This is a genomic window from Pedobacter glucosidilyticus, assembly GCF_002483235.1.
In the GTDB taxonomy this organism is placed as follows: domain Bacteria; phylum Bacteroidota; class Bacteroidia; order Sphingobacteriales; family Sphingobacteriaceae; genus Pseudopedobacter; species Pseudopedobacter glucosidilyticum_B.
On sequence record NZ_DLHN01000022.1, the window covers coordinates 179274 to 198712 of the forward strand.

Here is a 19439-nt window from a genome sequence, read left to right on the forward strand (position 1 = left end):
ACAGATTATCATGAAAAATAATATTCAGAAAATGGGTAAAATAGTTTTAGCTGTTTTATTATTCGTCAGTTTTTTAAATGTAAAAGCACAATTTGGGCCTGGTACACAGTGGTCGCAAGATGGTTTTACTTATTATGAAATTAATGATAAAGGTATCGTAGAAATAGATATCAGAAATCCCAAAAACGAAACCATTATTTTAAATCAAGCGGCTCTAACTCCGCCTAATGGCAAACCTTTAGATGTTAAAAGGTTTAGTTTAAGTGATGATAAAAAGAAGTTATTGCTGCACACTAACACGGTAAAAGTATGGCGTTATGATACCCGTGGAGATTATTGGGTGTATGATACCCAAAGCAAAAAACTACAGCAGTTAGGTAAAGACAAGCCTACCTCATCTTTAATGTTCGCCAAATTCTCTCCTGATGGTACTCGTGTAGCTTATGTTAGTAAAAATAATATTTATGTGGAGGAATTAGCTAGCGGAAGAAACAAAGCTTTAACTACTGATGGTGCTAACAAACTCATTAACGGTACTTTTGATTGGGTTTACGAAGAAGAATTTGGTTGTAGAGACGGTTTTAGATGGTCTCCTAACGGGCAATCTATAGCTTACTGGCAATTAGATGCTCGTAAAACTAAAGACTATCTCATGATTAACAATACTGATTCTTTGTATCCATTTACCATTCCGGTAGAATATCCGGTAGTGGGAGAAGACCCAAGCAGATGCCGAATTGGTGTAGTATCATCTGGTGGTGGACCAACAAAATGGATGGCTGTACCTGGCGATGCTGTACAACATTATATCCCACGTATGGAATGGGCTAATAATAACAATCAGCTTATTATCCAACAATTAAATCGTAGGCAAAACATCAGTAAAGTAATGCTTTGTAATGCTATAGATGGTAAAGTAAAAACCATTTACGAAGAAAAGGAAACGGCTTGGATAGACATAAAATCTAGGTGGAATGATGATGACCCTACAGGTTGGGATTGGATAAAAGAAGGTAAAGAATACATTTGGGTGAGCGAGAAAGACGGCTGGCGTCATATCTACAGTATTGATTTAGATGGTAAAGAAAAAATAATTACAAAAGGAGATTATGACATCATCAATATCAGTTTAATTGATGAAAAAAACGGACTCATTTACTTTACAGCATCACCAGATAATGCTACAGAAACTTATTTATATCGCGTTAAAATTGATGGTAGTGCAAAAGCTGTAAGGGTTAGTCCGGCAAACCAAGCAGGTACACATGATTATGATATATCGCCTAACGGAAAAGTAGCTTTGCATAGTTTTTCTAGTACGGCAAACTATCCTGTCTCGCAAGTGGTGAGTTTACCAGAGCATAAAGTGCTATCAGAAAAGGAAATCCCGGCAAGGTTTAAATCTATGAAATTGCCACAGGTAGAGTTTTTTAAAGTAAAAACAGAAGATGGTATAGAAATGGATGGCTGGATGGTAAAACCAACTAATTTTGATGCTTCAAAGAAATATCCAGTTGTATTTTATGTTTACGGCGAGCCAGCATCGCAAACCGTGGTAAACAGGTTTGGAATAGGTTTTAACAGATTATATGCCGGTAATATGGCTAATGATGGTTATATCTACATGTCTGTAGAAGGTCGTGGCGCACCAGCTCCAAAAGGCAGAGAATGGAGAAAATCTATTTATAGAAATATTGGTATTTTAAACATCAGAGACCAAGCTATGGCGTCTAAAGAGATTTTAAAATGGCCTTATGTAGATAAAGACCGTATAGCGGTTTGGGGTTGGAGTGGTGGCGGCTCTTCTACCTTAAATCTTTTATTCCAATATCCTGAAATTTATAAAACAGGTATTTCTATAGCTGCGGTAGATAATCAGCTTAATTATGATAATATTTATCAAGAGCGCTACATGGGCTTATTGCCAGAAGATAAAGAGTTTTTTGTAAAAGGCTCGCCATTGGCACATGCTAGCAAGCTACAAGGGAATTTATTGTTGATACATGGTACCGGAGATGATAATGTGCATTATAACAACGCAGAACAGATGATTAACGAGTTAATCAAACACAATAAAACCTTCCAGATGATGAGCTATCCTAACAGAAGTCATAGTATTTCTGAAGGCGAGGGAACAACAAAACACTTAGCAAGTACTTTTACTAAATTCTTGAAAGAATATTGCCCTCCGGGAGGAAAGTAATAAGTTTTATCTCAAACAAAAAGCCCTTAAAAAATGTCTTTAAGGGCTTTTGTATGTTTTATGAAAAAGGTTTAGAAAGGCAAATCATCATCCACAGGATCTAAACTAAAATTAGATGCTGAGGCAGGGTTTTCAGTCTTATCTGCCTGAGCTGTTGTTCCGTTAGTACCGTTTTCAAAATCACTTTTTCTACCAAGCATTGTAAAATTTTCTGCTACAACTTCTGTGGTGTATTTTTTATGTCCTTCTTTGTCTTCAAAAGACCGAGTTCTAAGCTTACCTTCAATATAAACCAGTTTACCTTTTTGTAGGTATTTAGATGCAACATCGGCCAAGCCTCGCCACATTACTATGTTATGCCATTCGGTTTGTTCTATTCTTTTACCGTCTTTATTATAAGTTTCTGATGTAGCCAAAGGGAAACTAGCCACTGTAACATTTCCCTCTAAGTGCCTAACTTCTGGGTCTTTCCCTAAGTGGCCAACTAAAATAACCTTGTTGATACCTGACATAAATCTTAATTAATTTTCTTCAATTTAAGTATTTTTTTAAAAAAGCAAAAATTAATTTAGGTTGTGCGTGTTGATCTAAGTCGTTTAAATTCAGCCATAACCATCCCTTCTCTTTTACAATTTCATCATTAACACTATCTATTTCAATAAATGTGCTAAATATTCTTTGATGTGTTAAAATATGCTTTACCGGGAAAGAAACAGCTTCTATTTTTGCGTCTTTAGGAAACCATGATTGATAATCTGGGTGTAATTTTAGCTCGGCAAGTGTAGGTTCTTGGTTAAACTCTATCATCGGAAAATCATGTAAACCAGCCCATATATCACTGTTATCTCTTCTTTTAAACAGGATGTGATTTCCGCTCCTTACCACAAAATAAGCAAAGAAACGCTGCTTAATTTTTAAGGTTTTAAGCTTTACAGGCAATTCATTAACTTTTTTGTTTTGATAAGCATAGCAAGAAGTGATAAAAGGGCAAATGCTACAATTAGGATTTTTAGGCTTACATTGTAGAGCACCAAACTCTATCATAGCTTGGTTATGTTCTCCAGCTAAATATGGGTTTAATAGCTCATTTGCTAACTCCTGAAACTCTTTATTTCCTTTTGGGGTATTGATAGGTGTCTCTACCCCAAAGTGTCTCGAAATCAGTCTATATACATTTCCGTCCACTACTGCCCGGGCTTCGTTTGCAGAAAATGATGATATGGCAGCAGCCGTATAAGCTCCTATACCTGTTAGTTTAATCAAAGAATTATAATCAGACGGGAATACACCATCATGCTCTTCCATAACTTTTATAGCAGTTTTAAGCATATTTCTTCCTCTAGAGTAATATCCTAAACCTTGCCACAACCGTAAAACTTCATCTTCAGAAGCCTCGGCAAACTCTTTAACCGTAGGGAAACGTTCCGCAAACCTAAAATAATAAGGCATTCCTTGCTCAACCCGTGTTTGTTGTAGTATAATTTCAGAAAGCCAAATCAAGTAAGCATCACGGGTATCTCTCCAAGGTAAGTTTCTCTTATTTACGTTATACCAACCAATTAAAGTGTCTGAAAATTTCATGCACAAAATTACGTTTAATGCTTTAAAAACGTTAAAAAATAGCTTATAGGTTGGATAATAGCTTGTTGATTCAAAATTTTACGTAATTATTTTCCTTTATTCAACTAAAAGCAATACTTTTGCAACCCCAAATATTGGGTAGAATTAATTAAATATAAAAAAGAACATATAGACATGACAAAGGCAGAGATTATTGCTGAAATTGCAAATAAGACAGGAATTGAGAAAGTTGATGTGCAAGAAACCGTAGAGGCATTCTTTAAAGTAGTTAAGAACTCGATGGTAAGCGGAGAAAATGTTTATGTTAGAGGTTTTGGAAGTTTTGTTGTAAAAAAGAGAGCAGAAAAAACAGCTAGAAATATTTCTAAAAATACAGCAATAATTATCCCTGAGCACTTTGTGCCAAGTTTTAAACCTGCAAAAGTATTTGTAGACAAAGTAAAATCAGGTAACAAAGCATCAGTTAAAGCTTAAAAATTATGAAGACTAAACAATATATAGCGATAGGAAGTGTAGTGGTGTTGATGGGTATATTGTTGAGTCTTGATATTAAAGGCTTAGTAAAACAAGAGGATGCTTCTGAAGTTCAGGAAGGAAGCACTGCTACTACAAGTAGCTCCGCAGCTTCTTCGGTTTCGCAAGAAAGTATCAGTACTGTAGCTAAACAAAACATTAACGCTAGTTTAGCGGCAGAGATAGAAAAGCTTGAAAAAGAGTTAAAAGGTGCTTCTGAAGACGAGGCCTTAGCATTACAAAAGCAACTGGCTCAAAAATGGGAGGATGTAAACCAGCCTTTACCTGCGGCTTTTGCTTATGAGGCTATCGCCACAAAACAACCAGTTTTAGAGAACTGGTTAAAAGCTGGAGATAAATTTACTGAAGGTTACCAGAATTATAGTGATACCACTGCAATTCCTGGATTGATAGAAAAAGCAAAAAATGCATATTCAAAAGCATTAGAGCTTAATAAAGAAAGTTTAGAAGCTCAAACCGGCTTAGGTGTGGCTTATGTTAGTGAAGGCAAAAGTCCAATGCAAGGAATACAAATGTTACTTGCCGTGGTACAAAAAGACCCTAAGAACTTAAGCGCTAATTTAAATCTAGGCCTGTTTTCTATGAAATCTGGGCAGTTTAATAAAGCGGTAGATCGTTTTAAAACGGTAATAGCCATTGATCCAAAACCAGAAGCTTACTTCTATTTGGCAACCAGTTATGAAAACTTAGGGATGAAAAAAGAAGCTATTGCTGCTTACGAAAAAAGTAAAGAGCTTGCTGCTGACCCAGGTTTAACAAACTTTGTTGATAGGAAAGTGAAAGAATTAAGTAATTAAATAAACATAAAAATTTAAGATTATGCCAAGCGGTAAAAAAAGAAAAAGACATAAAATGGCTACTCATAAACGTAAAAAACGTTTAAGAAAAAACAGACACAAGAAAAAATAATTTCTTGAACGCTTAACACGATGCTCTTTTTTAAAATAAAAGAGCTTTGTGTTTTCTGTTTTTTAACACTATTTCCTAAAATTTCCTTTGTAGATTAAAGCTCTATATTTGAGCTTTCTAAAAATTAGCTATTGGTAAAGGAGTTAATCATTAATTCTACTCCAAACGGAGTAACTATTGCATTACTGCAAGACAAACAACTCGTAGAATTAAACAAAGAGCAAGTCAACAACAACTATGCTGTTGGCGATATTTATCTAGGCCGAATTAAAAAAATTATGCCCGGTTTAAATGCTGCTTTTGTTGATGTCGGTTACGAGAAGGATGCCTTTTTGCATTATTTGGATCTTGGTCCACAGGTGCAGACTTTGTTAAAATTAACGAAGGTGGCTCGTAATGGTAATTTTAACGATTATCTTTTATCAAATTTTAAGAAAGAAAACGATATAGACAAGGCAGGTAAAATATCTACCGTATTAACTAAAAATACACTTTTACCCGTTCAAATTGCAAAAGAGCCTATCTCTACCAAAGGTCCTCGCCTAAGCTCAGACCTTTCTATTGCCGGAAGATTTGTTGTTCTGGTGCCTTTTTCTGATGTTATTTCTATCTCTAAAAAGATAAAAAGTAATACCGAGCGTAGCAGACTCAGGAAAATTGTTGAAGGTATAAAGCCTAAAAACTTTGGGGTTATCATCAGAACAGTTTCAGAGAAAAAAGGAGTAGCAGAAATCCAAAAGGATATTTTAGACTTAGTATCTAAATGGGAATCTTTTATGAAAAAGCTTCCTGCTACAGAGCCATCAAAAAGAATTTTGGGAGAAATGGGTAGAGCATCAACCATTCTTAGAGATATTCTAAATGCTGATTTTACCCATGTCCATGTAAATGACCCAGTCATTTACGAAGAAGTGAAATCCTATGTACATGAGATTTCTCCAGAGATGGAGAAAATCGTAAAACTTTATAAAGGTAAAGAGCCTATTTTCGAACATTTTGGTATCGAGAAACAAATTAAAGGTTCTTTTGGTAAGACAGTAAATTTGGCCGGTGGTGCTTATTTAGTAGTAGAGCATACAGAAGCCTTACACGTTATAGATGTAAATAGCGGTAATAGAACAGCCAATCCAGAAAACCAGGAAGAAAACGCTTTACAAGTTAATAAAGAAGCAGCAAAAGAAATTGCCAGACAGCTGAGGTTAAGAGATATGGGCGGCATTGTGGTGATAGATTTTATTGACATGCACAAAGCACCAAACAGAAAAGAACTGTTTGATTTCTTGAAAGCAGAAATGAATCATGATAGGGCTAAGCATACCATTTTACCTCCAAGTAAATTTGGTTTAGTCCAAATAACCCGTCAAAGGGTAAGACCAGAAATGAATATCGTAACCAGCGAAAAGTGCCCAACTTGCGATGGTACCGGTGAAATTAAAGCCAGCATTGTTCTGCTTGATGATATAGAAAGTAACTTAGACTATATATTAAATGAACAAGCTGAAAAGGGAATCACCCTTTGTGTACACCCATATTTAGAAGCCTTTATTAAAAAAGGGTTATTTTCTAAACAATTAAAATGGTTCTTTAAATATAATCAGTGGGTAAAAGTAAAAGCAATTTCATCTTATCATTTAACAGAATTTCATTTTCTAAGTAGTAAAGAAGAAGAAATTAAGCTGTAATTTCCTTTTAATTTAATTTTATATTTTTTAAAAATCTTTTATATTCATAAAAATTTATTTATGAATAAAAGATTTCTCTTGGCTGTTTGTTTATTTCTTACAGCCTCTACTTCCACTACTACATTATTTGCACAAGATGAAATTGAAAAGGGATGGAAAGCCTTTTTAAGTAATAATACCTCTGAGGCAAATACTTACTTTAAAAAGGCAATAGAATTACCAGCTTTTAAATCTGAAGCTTTATTAGGTTTGGCTTTTGCGTCCTCTTATCATAAAGATGATAACCTTTCTTTTAATTATTTTAATGATTTTTATAAATCACACCCTAATCCAGAACCGTATTTGTCAGCTCTTTGGTCTAGTACTATTCTTAATAAGTCTGGGAGTAAGAAGAACCAAAGTGAGCTTGAATTTTATCAATCTATCACACAAAAATCTGATGTAGATGGTGCTTTGATTGCTATGGCTTACAGTTCTTTGGGAAATCATTTCAGAAGCATTAGAATGTTTAAAGAAAGTGATGAGATGTTTACCAAGATTGGTAGTTTAACCCAATGGCAGGTTTTAGGAGAGTTTGAAAACATATCAACTAGCGGTTTTGATAAGCAATATGACGCTTTATTACATCCAGAGCCTGATTTTATCTTTAAAGATAAAAGAGGGGCAAAAGTAAAATGGTTTACACCAACACATTTTAGAAAAGATAAGTGGATAGATTTTACAAATTACTTTTCTGCAGGGTCTGCAATAGTGTTTGGGCAAACTTTTGTTGAAAGCCCAATAGACCAAGAAGTACAATTAAGAGTTGGCGTGTCTGGGTCTCTAAAAATTTGGTTAAATGATTTACTCATCATTAGCGAGGAAGAGGAGCGAAACAATGATTTAGATAGCTATATAAGAGAGGTAAAGCTAAATAAGGGGTTTAATAGGATACTGGTACAAATTGGAGAAAGTTATGCAGGACGTTCAAATTTTTTAGTCAGATTAACAGATAAAAAAGGTAAGCCACTTTCGACATTAAATCACACTTCTAATAGTCAAGTTTATAATAAAGCAGTACCATACAACATCAAGGAGGTAAAATCAAAGTCAAATGATTTTTTTACTTCAAATCTTAATAAAGGAGTCTCTTATCAAATATTACAAGTTTTATCTTTTTTAAGAGAAGATAAAACCTATGAAGCCAGGAAAAGCCTAGAGCAGTTAAAAAGGGATTATCCTACAAGTACTTATGTTAATATCCTTTTTACCGAACTATTTAATAGAACAGATAACAGAACTGGTTTAGAAAGTACACAAGAAAGTATAAAGGCAAATGATCCCGAGCATCCTGTAGCCTTAACTTTAGCTTATGAGTTTTACGCAAGTAAAAAGGACTTTGTTAAAATGGATGAGTATTTGAAAAAATTAGAAGATTTTTATGGGCCTAATCATCAAACATTTTTAGCTTTTAAAATTGGGTATCATTCTTTAAAAAATGAAATAGAAAAGCTAGTTTCTTTAGTAGAAAAAAGCTATCAGCTTTATCCTAATGAATATCAGTTTGTAGAGCTTAAGTTTCTAGTAGAAAAAGAGATAAAGAAAAATAATAGCAATGCATTTGCAGTCTTAAAAAAGTATCTTAAAACTGCTAACAATTACAATGCAAGCAAACTTTTGGCAAATTTATACATAACTACAGGTGTATTTGATAAAGGTATCGAAGTTTTAATCGAAGAAAGTTTAAATAACCCTATTTCTAAAGATATTTATTTAGACATTGTAAGACAATATTATCAAGTTCAAAACTATACAAAAGCTAAAGAGTTTGAAAGTAAAGTTTTAGACCTTTCTCCTTATACTGATGTTTATCATTTAGATATAGCTAAGATAAATAAAAGTTTAGGTAAAAAAGATGAAGCTATAGCAGCATACAAAAAAGTACTTGAATTGAACCCTAACAACTATGACGCTATAAAAGAACTGAGAGAAATGCAAGGGAAAAAGCCTTTGTTTGATTACTTCGAGAAAGTAGAAATTTCTAAAATATTAGCAGATTCTCCAAAGCAAAGTGATTATCCAGATGACGAATGTGTTATTTTAATAGATGAAGTACAAACTATTATACATGCAAGCGGAGGCTCGGAAGAAAGATATTATATGATGGCTAAAATACTTAACTCTAAAGGTGTTGAGAATTGGAAAGAATATACTGTATCAGCCAATAGCCGTCAAAGGTATTTAATAGAAGAAGCTGTTGTTATTAAAGCTAGTGGTCAAAAAGTACCGGGCGAAATAAATGATCAAGATATTGTTTTTACAAATTTGGAAGTAGGCGATGCTATTTATGTTAATTATCGTGTAGAAAACTATTCACAAGGGCAGCTTGCAAACAAATTTTGGGATACTTACTACTTTTCACATTATTATCCCTACAAAAAAACTAAATACAGTTTGTTAGTAGCTCAGGATATTCCTCTTCAATATAAGTTCTCACAAAAAAGTATTGAGCCAAAAAGAACTAAAATTGATGATTACGAACTTTTGGTATTTGAAGATCAAGATCAAGAAGGCTTAAAATATGAAGATAAAATGCCTTCTATAGAAGATGTAGCAAATATTCTTTATTTGACTACAATTCCAGATTGGCGTTTTGTTTCTAATTGGTATTATGATATGGCTTCTGCCAAAGCAAGACCTAATTATGAGGTAAAAGAAACAGTTAAGAACTTATTATCAAATCAAAAAAATCTGTTAAACGACTATGACAAAGCAAAACTAATTTATGATTTTATAACAGAGAATATCACTTATAGCTCAGTACCGTTTCGCCAGAGTGGTTTAGTACCACAAGAGCCAGCAACCGTTCTCAATACGCTAATAGGAGATTGTAAAGATGTTTCTACTTTGTTTGTAACTATGTGTAAAGAAGCAGGTTTAAATGCAAATTTAGTATTGGTTAACACTAGAGATAACGGTACCAAAAGCCTAATGCTTCCTTCTATAGATTTTAACCATTGTATTGCTAAGATAATTCTAAATAATAAACCTTATTATTTAGAATTAACATCTTCTTATTTACCTTTTGGAAGTTTATATAACTCAAGTTTGCAATCTGTAATTCTGGATATTGACGACTCTGATAAGGAAACGGGTATAAAACATCTTAATCCAGAAAGTAGGCAGAAAAATAATATCACTCGAAAAGTGGATATAAAACTTAATAATGCCGACCTACTCATTAAAGAAGATAATTGTAAGGTTTCATCTAAAGCAGCGGCTGTAAGAGAAACTTATGCTGAATTAAGCGAAAAAGATAAATCTAAGAAAATGCTAGAAGCGTTAAGAAATGCTAAACCTACATCAGAGTTAAGCTTACTAAAATTCAAAAATATTGAGAAAAACACCTTAAACAGAGATAGTGTATTTACATCAATAGAATACACAATTAAAGATGATATTAAAAGTATAGGTGGTATGCAAATAATTACACTTCCTTGGTCTAATCAAACATTAGCTTCTGATATTAATATTATAGGTGAACGTAAATTCCCGATAGACTTTACAAATATTTATAACTTAGATAACGAGTCAGAAGTTATTACACTAGAGCTACCTGTTGGTAAAACTATTATAGAAAATATACCATCAGTTTCCTATCAAAATGCTTATTTAAGCTATTCACTCACTTCAAAACTTGTAAATAATAAATTGATATTTGAGCGTAAATTTTCCGTTAACAAGGATATGATAACAGCTGGTGAAGTAGAAAATTTCATGAATACTTACAAGAAGATTGTTTTAGCCGATAGTAAACAATTAGCGATTAAATAGTGGCAGATATTTTGTTCATGATGCTGTAAAAATAGCATCATGAATATTAAAAGAACTTTCGGAACTATATTAACCATTCTAGGAATTATTGGCTTAATTTATACAGCAGTAAATGTTATACAGCAATCGGCAGATACCAGAAGCTTAATTGTAGTTGGTATATTAGGGGTTATATTTTTCTTTACAGGTATAAGCCTTGTAAGAACAACGGCTGATACTTCTAAATAACTAAGATATAACTTCTTTACTCATTTTCTCTTTTGCCATTTCTTTTTCGGCAGCGTTAGCTTTTTCAGGCTCGTTCATTTGACTGCATTCGGGTTTAAGTGCTAAATCTATATACATAGGAAAATGATCTGAGCCAGCATAAGGCAAACGCTTTATTTGATTTACCAAAAATTCTTTAGAGCAGAAAATATGGTCTAATGGAAAGCGTAAAAGATGGCTTTTAGCATTAAAAGTATTAAAAAATCCCCTCCCTTTTCTTGGGTCTAAAAGCTCAGATACTTTACAAAACAATTCTGTGGTATAACTCCAGGCTACATCATTTAAGTCTCCCATCACAATTACAGGCAATTTTTGCTCCTTAGCCCACTTCCCAATGATGAGTAATTCTTTATCCCTAGCGGTAGACCTCGGGTTTTCTTGTGGTACCGGCGGTTCTGGATGTACACAATACAACTGAATTTTCTTTCCGTCAGTTAAAACAACTTTTACACTTATAGATGGGATATCATTTTTAACAATAAAATGAACTTGAGCATCTTCTAATGGGAATTTAGAAAAGAAAATCATTCCATAAGTGTTTTCTAACGGACTTAATATTTCGTAAGGATACGCTTTTTTGGTTTCGGCTTTCAGCTTAGCTGTCCACCTTTGGTTGGTTTCTACAAAGCATAAAACATCAGGGTTTAATTTATGTATCTGACGAGTAATGCTATAGTCAGTATTATCTTGTAAAACATTAAAAATAAGTATACTGATATGCGATTCTTTACGCTTCGGATTACTTTGTATTTGCTTTCTACCGATTAAAGTAAAGGGGCATATTAAATAAAAAAGATACAGATTATTGATTGCAGATAAACCAATAAAAGTATAGTCAGAAAGTGTATCATCATTAAATAAAATGATGAACACAAACAATAAGGACAAACTTATCAGCAGTTTTTGAAATCTAGGATATTCAAATACTCTAAATATCCAGTAGTCGTGTCTGATAAAAGGAATGAAAGAAAAAAGAATAAATAAATATCCTAATATCAGGTTAAGGGTTTTCATGATTAAAAAAGTGTAGAAACAAAAAATCCTGCTGTTTAGGCAGGATTATAATATTTAGTTTTGCATTTTATCTTTTATTGATTCTAGTAATCTTCCGCCTTTATAAAAGTACCTTTGCCAATAAGGCTCGTTCAAATTACTAATCATTACACCTTTGCTAGAAGATGCGTGGGCAAATTTATTATCACCAATATACACACCAACATGGCTAATAGATTTACTTTTAATTTTAAAGAACACCAAATCACCCTCTTTTAACTCTACCTTACTCACCGGGTTTACCATACTAAAAATATTTCTTGAATTACTTCCAATAATGGTATTAAAAGTTTTCTCATACAACTGGAAAGCAAAACCAGAGCAATCTACACCTTTCTTGGTATCTCCACCTAAACGGTAAGGCGTACCCAACCAATCATAAATAAATTGGTACATTTTAGTGTTCGAGGTAGCAGATATAGCTACACCCATTACTTGCGAGAAAAACTGACTTGCTAAGTTATCAGGATCTGAAATTTCTTGTTTGGAGGCGCTATTTGAAGAGGTAGATTTAGAATTTTGGGCGTTACTATTTAGCGAAAAAGCGGCTAAAAGTATTAAAATCATGATTTTCTTCATTCAAATATATTTTTTTAGGGTTGAACGTTTGTCTCTAACGACCTTTACAAAATATTATTTTGCAGCGTGACAAAAGTAAGCCTTATCTACTGCCTTTGCAACAATAATACTAAACTTTTAACAAATTTTAACAATAGATATGTAAAATAGTAAAAATTACCACCTTATAGGTTTTTTATTTGTTGATATATTAATAGATTTGCTTTCCCATATTTAATTAGATAAATAACGAATGAGTTCAGTTGCGATAACCAAAGAAACATACCTTTATTGGTATGAATTAATGCTTCTACTAAGAAGGTTCGAAGAAAAAGCAGGGCAATTATACGGGCAGCAAAAGATAAGAGGTTTTTGCCACTTATACATTGGGCAAGAGGCTGTAATAGCCGGTACCATGTCTGCTACCAAAAAAGATGATAGCTTAATAACCGCTTATAGAGATCATGCTCATCCAATTGCTAAAGGAATGTCTCCAAACGCAGCTATGGCAGAGATGTATGGTAAAGCAACCGGCTGTTCTAAAGGTAAAGGTGGTTCTATGCACTTCTTCGATAAAGAAAATAAATTCTATGGTGGTCATGGTATTGTTGGAGGTCAAATTCCATTAGGTGCCGGACTTGCGTTTGCAGAGAAATATTTGGGAACAGATAATGTAAATGTTTGCTATATGGGCGATGGTGCTGTACGTCAGGGCTCATTAAACGAAACATTTAACATGGCTATGTTATGGAAACTACCAGTGATATTTGTTGTTGAGAACAACGGTTATGCAATGGGGACTTCCGTAGCGAGAACATCTAACACTACAGACATCTATAAACTTGGGCTTGGATATGAAATGCCATGTGCTCCAGTAGATGGCATGGATCCTGTTGCAGTTCATAATGCTATGGACGAGGCCGTACAAAGAGCAAGAAGAGGCGAAGGACCAACTTTCTTAGAAATAAGAACATACAGATATAAAGGTCACTCGATGTCTGATCCTCAGAAATACAGAACCAAAGAAGAGGTAGAAGAATATAAAGCTAAAGACCCTATTGAAGTGGTAAAGGCTAAAATTGAAAAAGAAAAATGGGCAGACCAGGCCTGGTTTGATGAAGTTGCCGCTAAAATTAAAAATCAGATAGATGAAGCAGTAAAATTTGCTGAAGAATCTCCTTGGCCAGACCCATCAGAATTGTTTACTGATGTTTATGCACAGGAAAACTATCCATTTATTAAAGACTAAGATTTTATAACCGGATGTAGGTGATTATCCTATATCCGGTTTCTATTTTAAATAACCGTATTAATACTTAAAATATAATGGCTGAAGCAATAAAAATGCCTAAAATGAGCGATACCATGACTGAAGGGGTATTAGCTAAATGGCATAAGAAAGTTGGTGATAAAATAAAAGCAGGTGATGTAGTTGCAGAAATTGAAACTGATAAAGCAACTATGGATTTTGAATCTTTCCAAGAAGGTACCCTTTTATATATTGGTGTTGAGGAAGGCAATGCCGTTCCGGTTGATGCTCTTATTGCAATCATTGGTGAAGCTGGTGAAGATTATAAATCAGTATTAGAAGGTTCTGGAACTGCAAAAGCCGAAGAACAAAAAGAAGAAGCCGCTGCTCCTGTAGCCACTGAAGAAGAAGATGTTGATGTTTCTGGTATACCAGCCGCTGTTATCCGTATGCCACTTTTAAGTGATACCATGACAGAGGGCGTTATCAATAAATGGAATTTCAAAGTTGGAGACAAAATTAAAGCAGATGATTCTTTAGCTGATGTAGAGACTGATAAAGCCACCATGGAAGTAGTGGGTTATGAAGAAGGTACACTTTTATACATAGGTGTTGAGGAAGGTAAAGCTGCCCAAGTTAATGATATTATTGCTATTGTTGGTAAAGAAGGTACAGATATACAACCTTTACTAAAAGCAGGTAAAGGCGGGGCTGCCAAAAAAGAAAAATCTGCTGAGCCGGCTCAAGCTGCTGCTGAGGCTACAACTTCTGCTCCTGTTAAAGAAGAAGCATCATCATCAGATGATAGCAGAGTTAAAGCTTCTCCTCTAGCAAAAAAATTAGCTCAAGAAAAGGGTATTAGCTTATCAGAAATTAAAGGAAGCGCAGAAGGCGGACGTATCGTTAAAAAAGATGTAGAAGATTATAAACCAGCTGCAAAAGCAGAAGGTAGTTCTAAAGAGTCATCTGCACCACAAGTGGTTATCCCTACTTTTGTTGGCGAAGAGAAATTTACTGAAAAACCAATGTCGCAAATGCGTAAAGTAATTGCGAAACGTTTAGGCGAATCTTTATTTACAGCACCACACTTCTACTTAACCATCAGTATTGATATGGACGGTGCTATGGCTGCTCGTACGCAAATCAATACCGTAGCGCCTGTAAAAGTATCTTTTAATGATATCGTTATCAAAGCGGTAGCGGTAGCGCTAAAACAACACCCTGCTGTAAATTCTTCTTTCAGAGGAGACAAAATCCGTTTTAACGAGCATACCAATATTGGTGTAGCTATGGCTGTAGAAGATGGTTTATTAGTACCAGTAGTGCGTTTTGCTGATGGTAAAAGCTTATCTCAAATATCAGCAGAAGTTAAAGATTACGCACAAAAAGCAAAAGCCAAAAAATTACAGCCATCAGATTGGGAAGGTTCTACCTTCACCGTTTCTAACTTAGGTATGTTTGGTATAGATGAATTTACATCCATCATCAACTCACCAGACGGAGCTATCTTATCTGTTGGGGCTATACAACAAGTTCCAGTAGTTAAAAATGGTGCAGTTGTTCCAGGAAACGTCATGAAGTTAACCTTAGGTTGCGACCATAGAGTGATTGATGGTGCTACCGGAGCTGCTTTCTTACAAACTTTAAAAGGTTTATTAGAAGCGCCTATTAGGTTATTGGCATAATATTTTTACAATCATCTTAAAGCCCTATTCAGTCTCAACTGGATAGGGCTTTCTTTTTATCTTTACCATAATTTAACATATAACCTCTTTAAATTAAGTATCTTGTAGTTATGAAATTGCGCACTTTGGTATTTTTAAATGCACTAGCTGTTGGTGTATCTATAGGTATTGTAAATTATTACTTTCAGCACAGTTGGTATTACTTTGCTATCAGTATGGGGATATCTACCTGTGTAAGTTACCTGGTATTTTATGTGCTCTTAGAAAAATACATTTACTCCAAGATTAAAATCATCTATAAACTTATCCATAACTTAAAATTGGGGAAAGATCTCAAAGATGCCTTAGGCGAATATGTAAGTCCGGACCCCATTAATGATGTAGAACAAGAAGTAAAAGAGTGGGCAAGGGATAAGAAAACAGAAATAGATGATTTAAAAAAGCAGGAAAAATTTAGACGAGAATTTTTATCTAATATATCCCATGAGTTTAAAACCCCTTTATTTGCTATAGAGGGTTATGTTGATGCTTTACAGGATGGTGCTTTGGAAGACCCTGAATTGGCTAAGCAATTTTTGAATAAAGTATCCAAAAATGTAGAAAGACTTAGTTTTTTAATCAAAGATTTAAATGAAATATCTAAACTGGAGAGTGGAGATATTCCAATCAATTATCAAAAATTTGATATTACTACCCTCATCAAGGAAGTGATGGAATCTTTAGAGCTAAAAGCACAGAAATATCATATTAGCCTGATTTTTAAAGAAAAATATCAACAGCCAACCTATGTAAACGCGGATAGAGAAAAGATTAGACAAGTATTGGTAAATCTCATCGATAATTCTTTTAAATATGGCAAAGAGTATGGAAGTACTTCTATTACCATATTTGAGATGCATGAGCAAATACTCATAGAAATTACCGATGATGGTATTGGTATAGAAGAAAAATACCTGCCACGTTTATTTGAACGATTTTACAGAACAGATTCAAGTCGGTCAAGACAAATTGGAGGTTCGGGTTTAGGTTTGGCAATTGTTAAACATATTGTTGAAGCGCACCATCAAACTATACATGTGAGAAGTACCACCGGTTTAGGTTCTACTTTTGGCTTTACTTTAGAAAAAGGAAAAGATTCTTTACTTGTTTTTCCATAAATCTGGTGTTAAGGGGAAACCAAAAAATTAACAATTACTTAACATTGGGATGTTAGCTTTGTAAACTAAAGCTACAATACAAGAAATGAACAATATTTTTTCTTATTTCATTCCTAAAGACAGAAAGTTTTTCCCTCTTTTCGAAAAAGCAAGTGCAAACCTTATAGAAATGGCTAATCAACTGGAAGGCCTTGTAAACTCTCCAGAAGCATCCAGAGAGCCTTATTATAAAAGTATAGAAAATTTAGAGCATAAGGGTGATGAAATTACCCATCAAATTTATTTAGAGCTCAGCAAAACCTTTATTACCCCTTTTGATAGAGAAGATATCCATGCCTTAGCTTCTGCTTTAGACGATATTGCTGATTACATACACGGTTCTGCTAACAGAATGTTGCTGTACAACGTTACCGAAATGACAGAGCCTATCAAAAAGCTGGCTGATTTGGTAAAACAAGGTTGTATAGATGTTGAAAAGGCTGTTAAAGAGCTTAAGAATTTAAAAAATATTCGTGTTATTACTGATTCTTGCGTAAGAATCAACAGCATAGAAAATCAAGCAGATTACGTTTTTGATAAAGCAGTAGGAGATCTTTTTGATTACGAAGATGATGCTAAAACCATCATTAAATACAAAGAGGTTTTATCAGCATTAGAAACCGCAACAGATATGTGCGAGGATGTAGCTAATGTACTAGAATCTATATTAGTTAAAAACGCATAAGTTTATTTATTCTTAAACAAATCCCTTAATGGTAACTACACTTCTTGTTATTGTTATTATAATGGCTGTCGTTTTTGACTACATCAATGGTTTTCATGATGCAGCAAACTCTATTGCTACTATAGTTTCAACCAAAGTATTAACACCTTTTCAGGCTGTGCTTTGGGCAGCAACCTTTAACTTTGCTGCATATTTTTACTTTACAGATCATAAAGTAGCCAATACCATAGCTAAAACAGTTGTAGAAGACTATATCACGCTAGAGGTAATTTTAGCAGGTCTTTCTGCCGCAATAGGTTGGAATTTGTTAACATGGTATTACGGTATTCCATCCAGTTCATCTCATACCCTTATAGGTGGTTTTGCTGGGGCTGGTATAGCACACTCTTTAATTTTAGGCGATGGTATATTACAAGCCATTAATATCTCTCCTATATTAAAAACAGTTTCTTTCATTGTGTTAGCACCCCTTATAGGTGCTACTATATCCATCATCATTACTTTAATTATCATCAATATAGCCCGTTATGCCCGACCTGCAACTGCAGAAAGATGGTTTAAGAGGCTCCAATTAGCATCTTCAGCAGCGTTAAGTTTTGCTCATGGTGGTAATGATGCTCAAAAGGTTATGGGTATTATTTATGTAGCTTTAGTTGCCAGCAGCGTTTTGCAAAACGGAGACACCATGCCAGAATGGATTCCAATTGTATGTTATGCAGCTATAGCTTTAGGGACCATGAGTGGTGGATGGAAAATTGTGAAAACCATGGGAACAAAAATCACCAAAGTTAACGCTTTAGAAGGTGTAAGTGCCGAAACTGCTGGTGCTTTAACTTTAGGTATTACCGAGCATTTTGGTATCCCGGTATCTACTACCCATACCATAACAGGTTCTATTATTGGTGTTGGTATCACCAAAAGTTTCTCTGCCGTAAAATGGGGAGTTACTTATAGTTTAATATGGGCTTGGGTTTTAACCATTCCAGTTTCTGCAACTTTAGCAGGCTTGGTATATGCCATTATCCATTATGTGTTCTAATAAGCATATTTTCTAAATATTAGAAAGGGAAGTAGGTTTAAACTTACTTCCTTTTTTTATGGCTTTAGCTGTTTTGCTTCTTAGATGCTTTTATTCATATCATGATGATTTAAAGCCTTCCGCTCATAAGATTGATTGATTTTTGATGGATTGGTTGATTAAGCCTTTAGCATTCTGCTTTCCGCTTATAAGATTGATTAAGCCTTCCGCCTTTAGCCTTCTGCTTTAAGCTTCCTCCCTACCATGTTCGAGACTTGTTCGGGAAATGGTCCTGTTTTTCCGAAGGTGTCTGGGAGAAGTCTGTGAGAAGCACCGAAGGAGATATGGATAAAACGTGGATAAAACGTGGGGTATAGGTGGGCTATACGTGGACTTGAGATAATAAATTTTTGTATTTTAAATTATTTGTTTACTTTAGGTTAATCAAACTTATTAAAAATTGTTGGAAATACAAATCATCACCATTAATATTTTGAAAAGCATAACGTAATGAAACTACCTAAACTTCTTATAATTACTATTTTACTTACTTTTAACATCAGCTTAAGTTGGGGAAAATGCACTTTTAACACTTCGACTATTGATTATCAACAGGGAAAGCTAGGTCGCTTATATAGTGAATTGATGAGAGAAGCCCTTTCAATTAACGTATTAAACCACGATGAATTTCCTATTATAACTCCTCATAAACGTATAAACGGAGAAGCTACATTGATATACAAATTAGAAGGCAACAGTGAAGTTAAAGAAGTACTCATCACTGAATTTAAAGCATATAGTAAATTTAAAGATAAAATAAGCGTTCAAGATTATATAATTTTTGTTGATGGAGATAAAGTTGGGTTCAACTATATTGAAGTAAAAGACAGTAAAATTAATATTATTTCTAAAGAAATTATTTTACACATCCTCGAACATGAACTAAAGAACAGAAAATTTTCTATTATTAAACCCAATGAAAAAAACTTAAAATATATGCGTGTTA

General features: G+C 34.0%; 16 protein-coding genes. 12 read left to right on the forward strand and 4 right to left on the reverse strand.

Going from position 1 to position 19439, the window contains the following annotated elements:
* Positions 1–10 precede the first annotated feature (10 nt).
* Complete coding sequence (locus tag B2745_RS08845) at positions 11–2203, forward strand: S9 family peptidase (protein ID WP_304065479.1); 2193 nt, start codon at positions 11–13, stop codon at positions 2201–2203.
* A 71-nt stretch (positions 2204–2274) separates the two neighbouring features.
* Here B2745_RS08845 and B2745_RS08850 read toward each other — a convergent pair whose 3' ends face one another.
* Entirely contained in the window at positions 2275–2715 is a 441-nt protein-coding gene (locus B2745_RS08850) for a single-stranded DNA-binding protein (protein ID WP_026902837.1), read from the reverse strand.
* A 19-nt stretch (positions 2716–2734) separates the two neighbouring features.
* Positions 2735–3784: an A/G-specific adenine glycosylase gene (gene mutY / locus B2745_RS08855; protein WP_304065481.1), complete on the reverse strand. Its 1050-nt coding sequence runs from the start codon at positions 3782–3784 to the stop codon at positions 2735–2737.
* A 174-nt stretch (positions 3785–3958) separates the two neighbouring features.
* Between mutY and B2745_RS08860 the strand changes: the two genes are divergently transcribed.
* The 5 genes from B2745_RS08860 to B2745_RS08880 all read left to right on the forward strand — a co-directional run bounded on the left by B2745_RS08860 (position 3959) and on the right by B2745_RS08880 (position 10950).
* Entirely contained in the window at positions 3959–4258 is a 300-nt protein-coding gene (locus B2745_RS08860; RefSeq protein WP_026902835.1) for an HU family DNA-binding protein, read from the forward strand.
* A 5-nt stretch (positions 4259–4263) separates the two neighbouring features.
* The gene (locus B2745_RS08865; protein ID WP_304065483.1) at positions 4264–5115 is read left to right on the forward strand and encodes a tetratricopeptide repeat protein; all 852 of its coding nucleotides are present in this window, start codon (positions 4264–4266) and stop codon (positions 5113–5115) included.
* Between the two features lie 243 nt (positions 5116–5358).
* Positions 5359–6909, forward strand: coding sequence for an Rne/Rng family ribonuclease (locus tag B2745_RS08870; protein ID WP_304065485.1), 1551 nt, complete (start codon positions 5359–5361; stop codon positions 6907–6909).
* 60 nt (positions 6910–6969) lie between these two features.
* Positions 6970–10722: a DUF3857 domain-containing protein gene (locus tag B2745_RS08875; protein WP_304065487.1), complete on the forward strand. Its 3753-nt coding sequence runs from the start codon at positions 6970–6972 to the stop codon at positions 10720–10722.
* Positions 10723–10761: 39 nt separating this feature from the next.
* A complete protein-coding gene (locus tag B2745_RS08880; RefSeq protein WP_039454090.1) occupies positions 10762–10950 on the forward strand; it encodes a hypothetical protein in 189 nt (62 codons plus the stop codon).
* Here B2745_RS08880 and B2745_RS08885 read toward each other — a convergent pair whose 3' ends face one another.
* Complete coding sequence (locus tag B2745_RS08885; protein ID WP_304065489.1) at positions 10951–12003, reverse strand: endonuclease/exonuclease/phosphatase family protein; 1053 nt, start codon at positions 12001–12003, stop codon at positions 10951–10953.
* A 54-nt stretch (positions 12004–12057) separates the two neighbouring features.
* On the reverse strand, positions 12058–12621 hold the full coding sequence (locus B2745_RS08890) for a C40 family peptidase (RefSeq protein ID WP_026902829.1): 564 nt from the start codon (positions 12619–12621) through the stop codon (positions 12058–12060).
* Positions 12622–12853: 232 nt separating this feature from the next.
* On the opposite strand from B2745_RS08890, the gene pdhA reads away from it, so the two are divergent.
* The 6 genes from pdhA to B2745_RS08920 all read left to right on the forward strand — a co-directional run.
* On the forward strand, positions 12854–13849 hold the full coding sequence (gene pdhA / locus B2745_RS08895; protein WP_026902828.1) for a pyruvate dehydrogenase (acetyl-transferring) E1 component subunit alpha: 996 nt from the start codon (positions 12854–12856) through the stop codon (positions 13847–13849).
* Positions 13850–13926: 77 nt separating this feature from the next.
* The gene (locus B2745_RS08900; protein ID WP_304065491.1) at positions 13927–15534 is read left to right on the forward strand and encodes a pyruvate dehydrogenase complex dihydrolipoamide acetyltransferase; all 1608 of its coding nucleotides are present in this window, start codon (positions 13927–13929) and stop codon (positions 15532–15534) included.
* Positions 15535–15644: 110 nt separating this feature from the next.
* Positions 15645–16691, forward strand: coding sequence for a sensor histidine kinase (locus B2745_RS08905; RefSeq protein ID WP_304065494.1), 1047 nt, complete (start codon positions 15645–15647; stop codon positions 16689–16691).
* A gap of 85 nt (positions 16692–16776) precedes the next feature.
* Entirely contained in the window at positions 16777–17415 is a 639-nt protein-coding gene (locus B2745_RS08910) for a DUF47 domain-containing protein (protein ID WP_026902825.1), read from the forward strand.
* 28 nt (positions 17416–17443) lie between these two features.
* Positions 17444–18454, forward strand: coding sequence for an inorganic phosphate transporter (locus tag B2745_RS08915; protein WP_304065496.1), 1011 nt, complete (start codon positions 17444–17446; stop codon positions 18452–18454).
* A gap of 489 nt (positions 18455–18943) precedes the next feature.
* Positions 18944–19439, forward strand: a 496-nt coding sequence (locus tag B2745_RS08920) for a hypothetical protein (RefSeq protein WP_304065498.1), incomplete at its 3' end; no start/stop codon positions are given.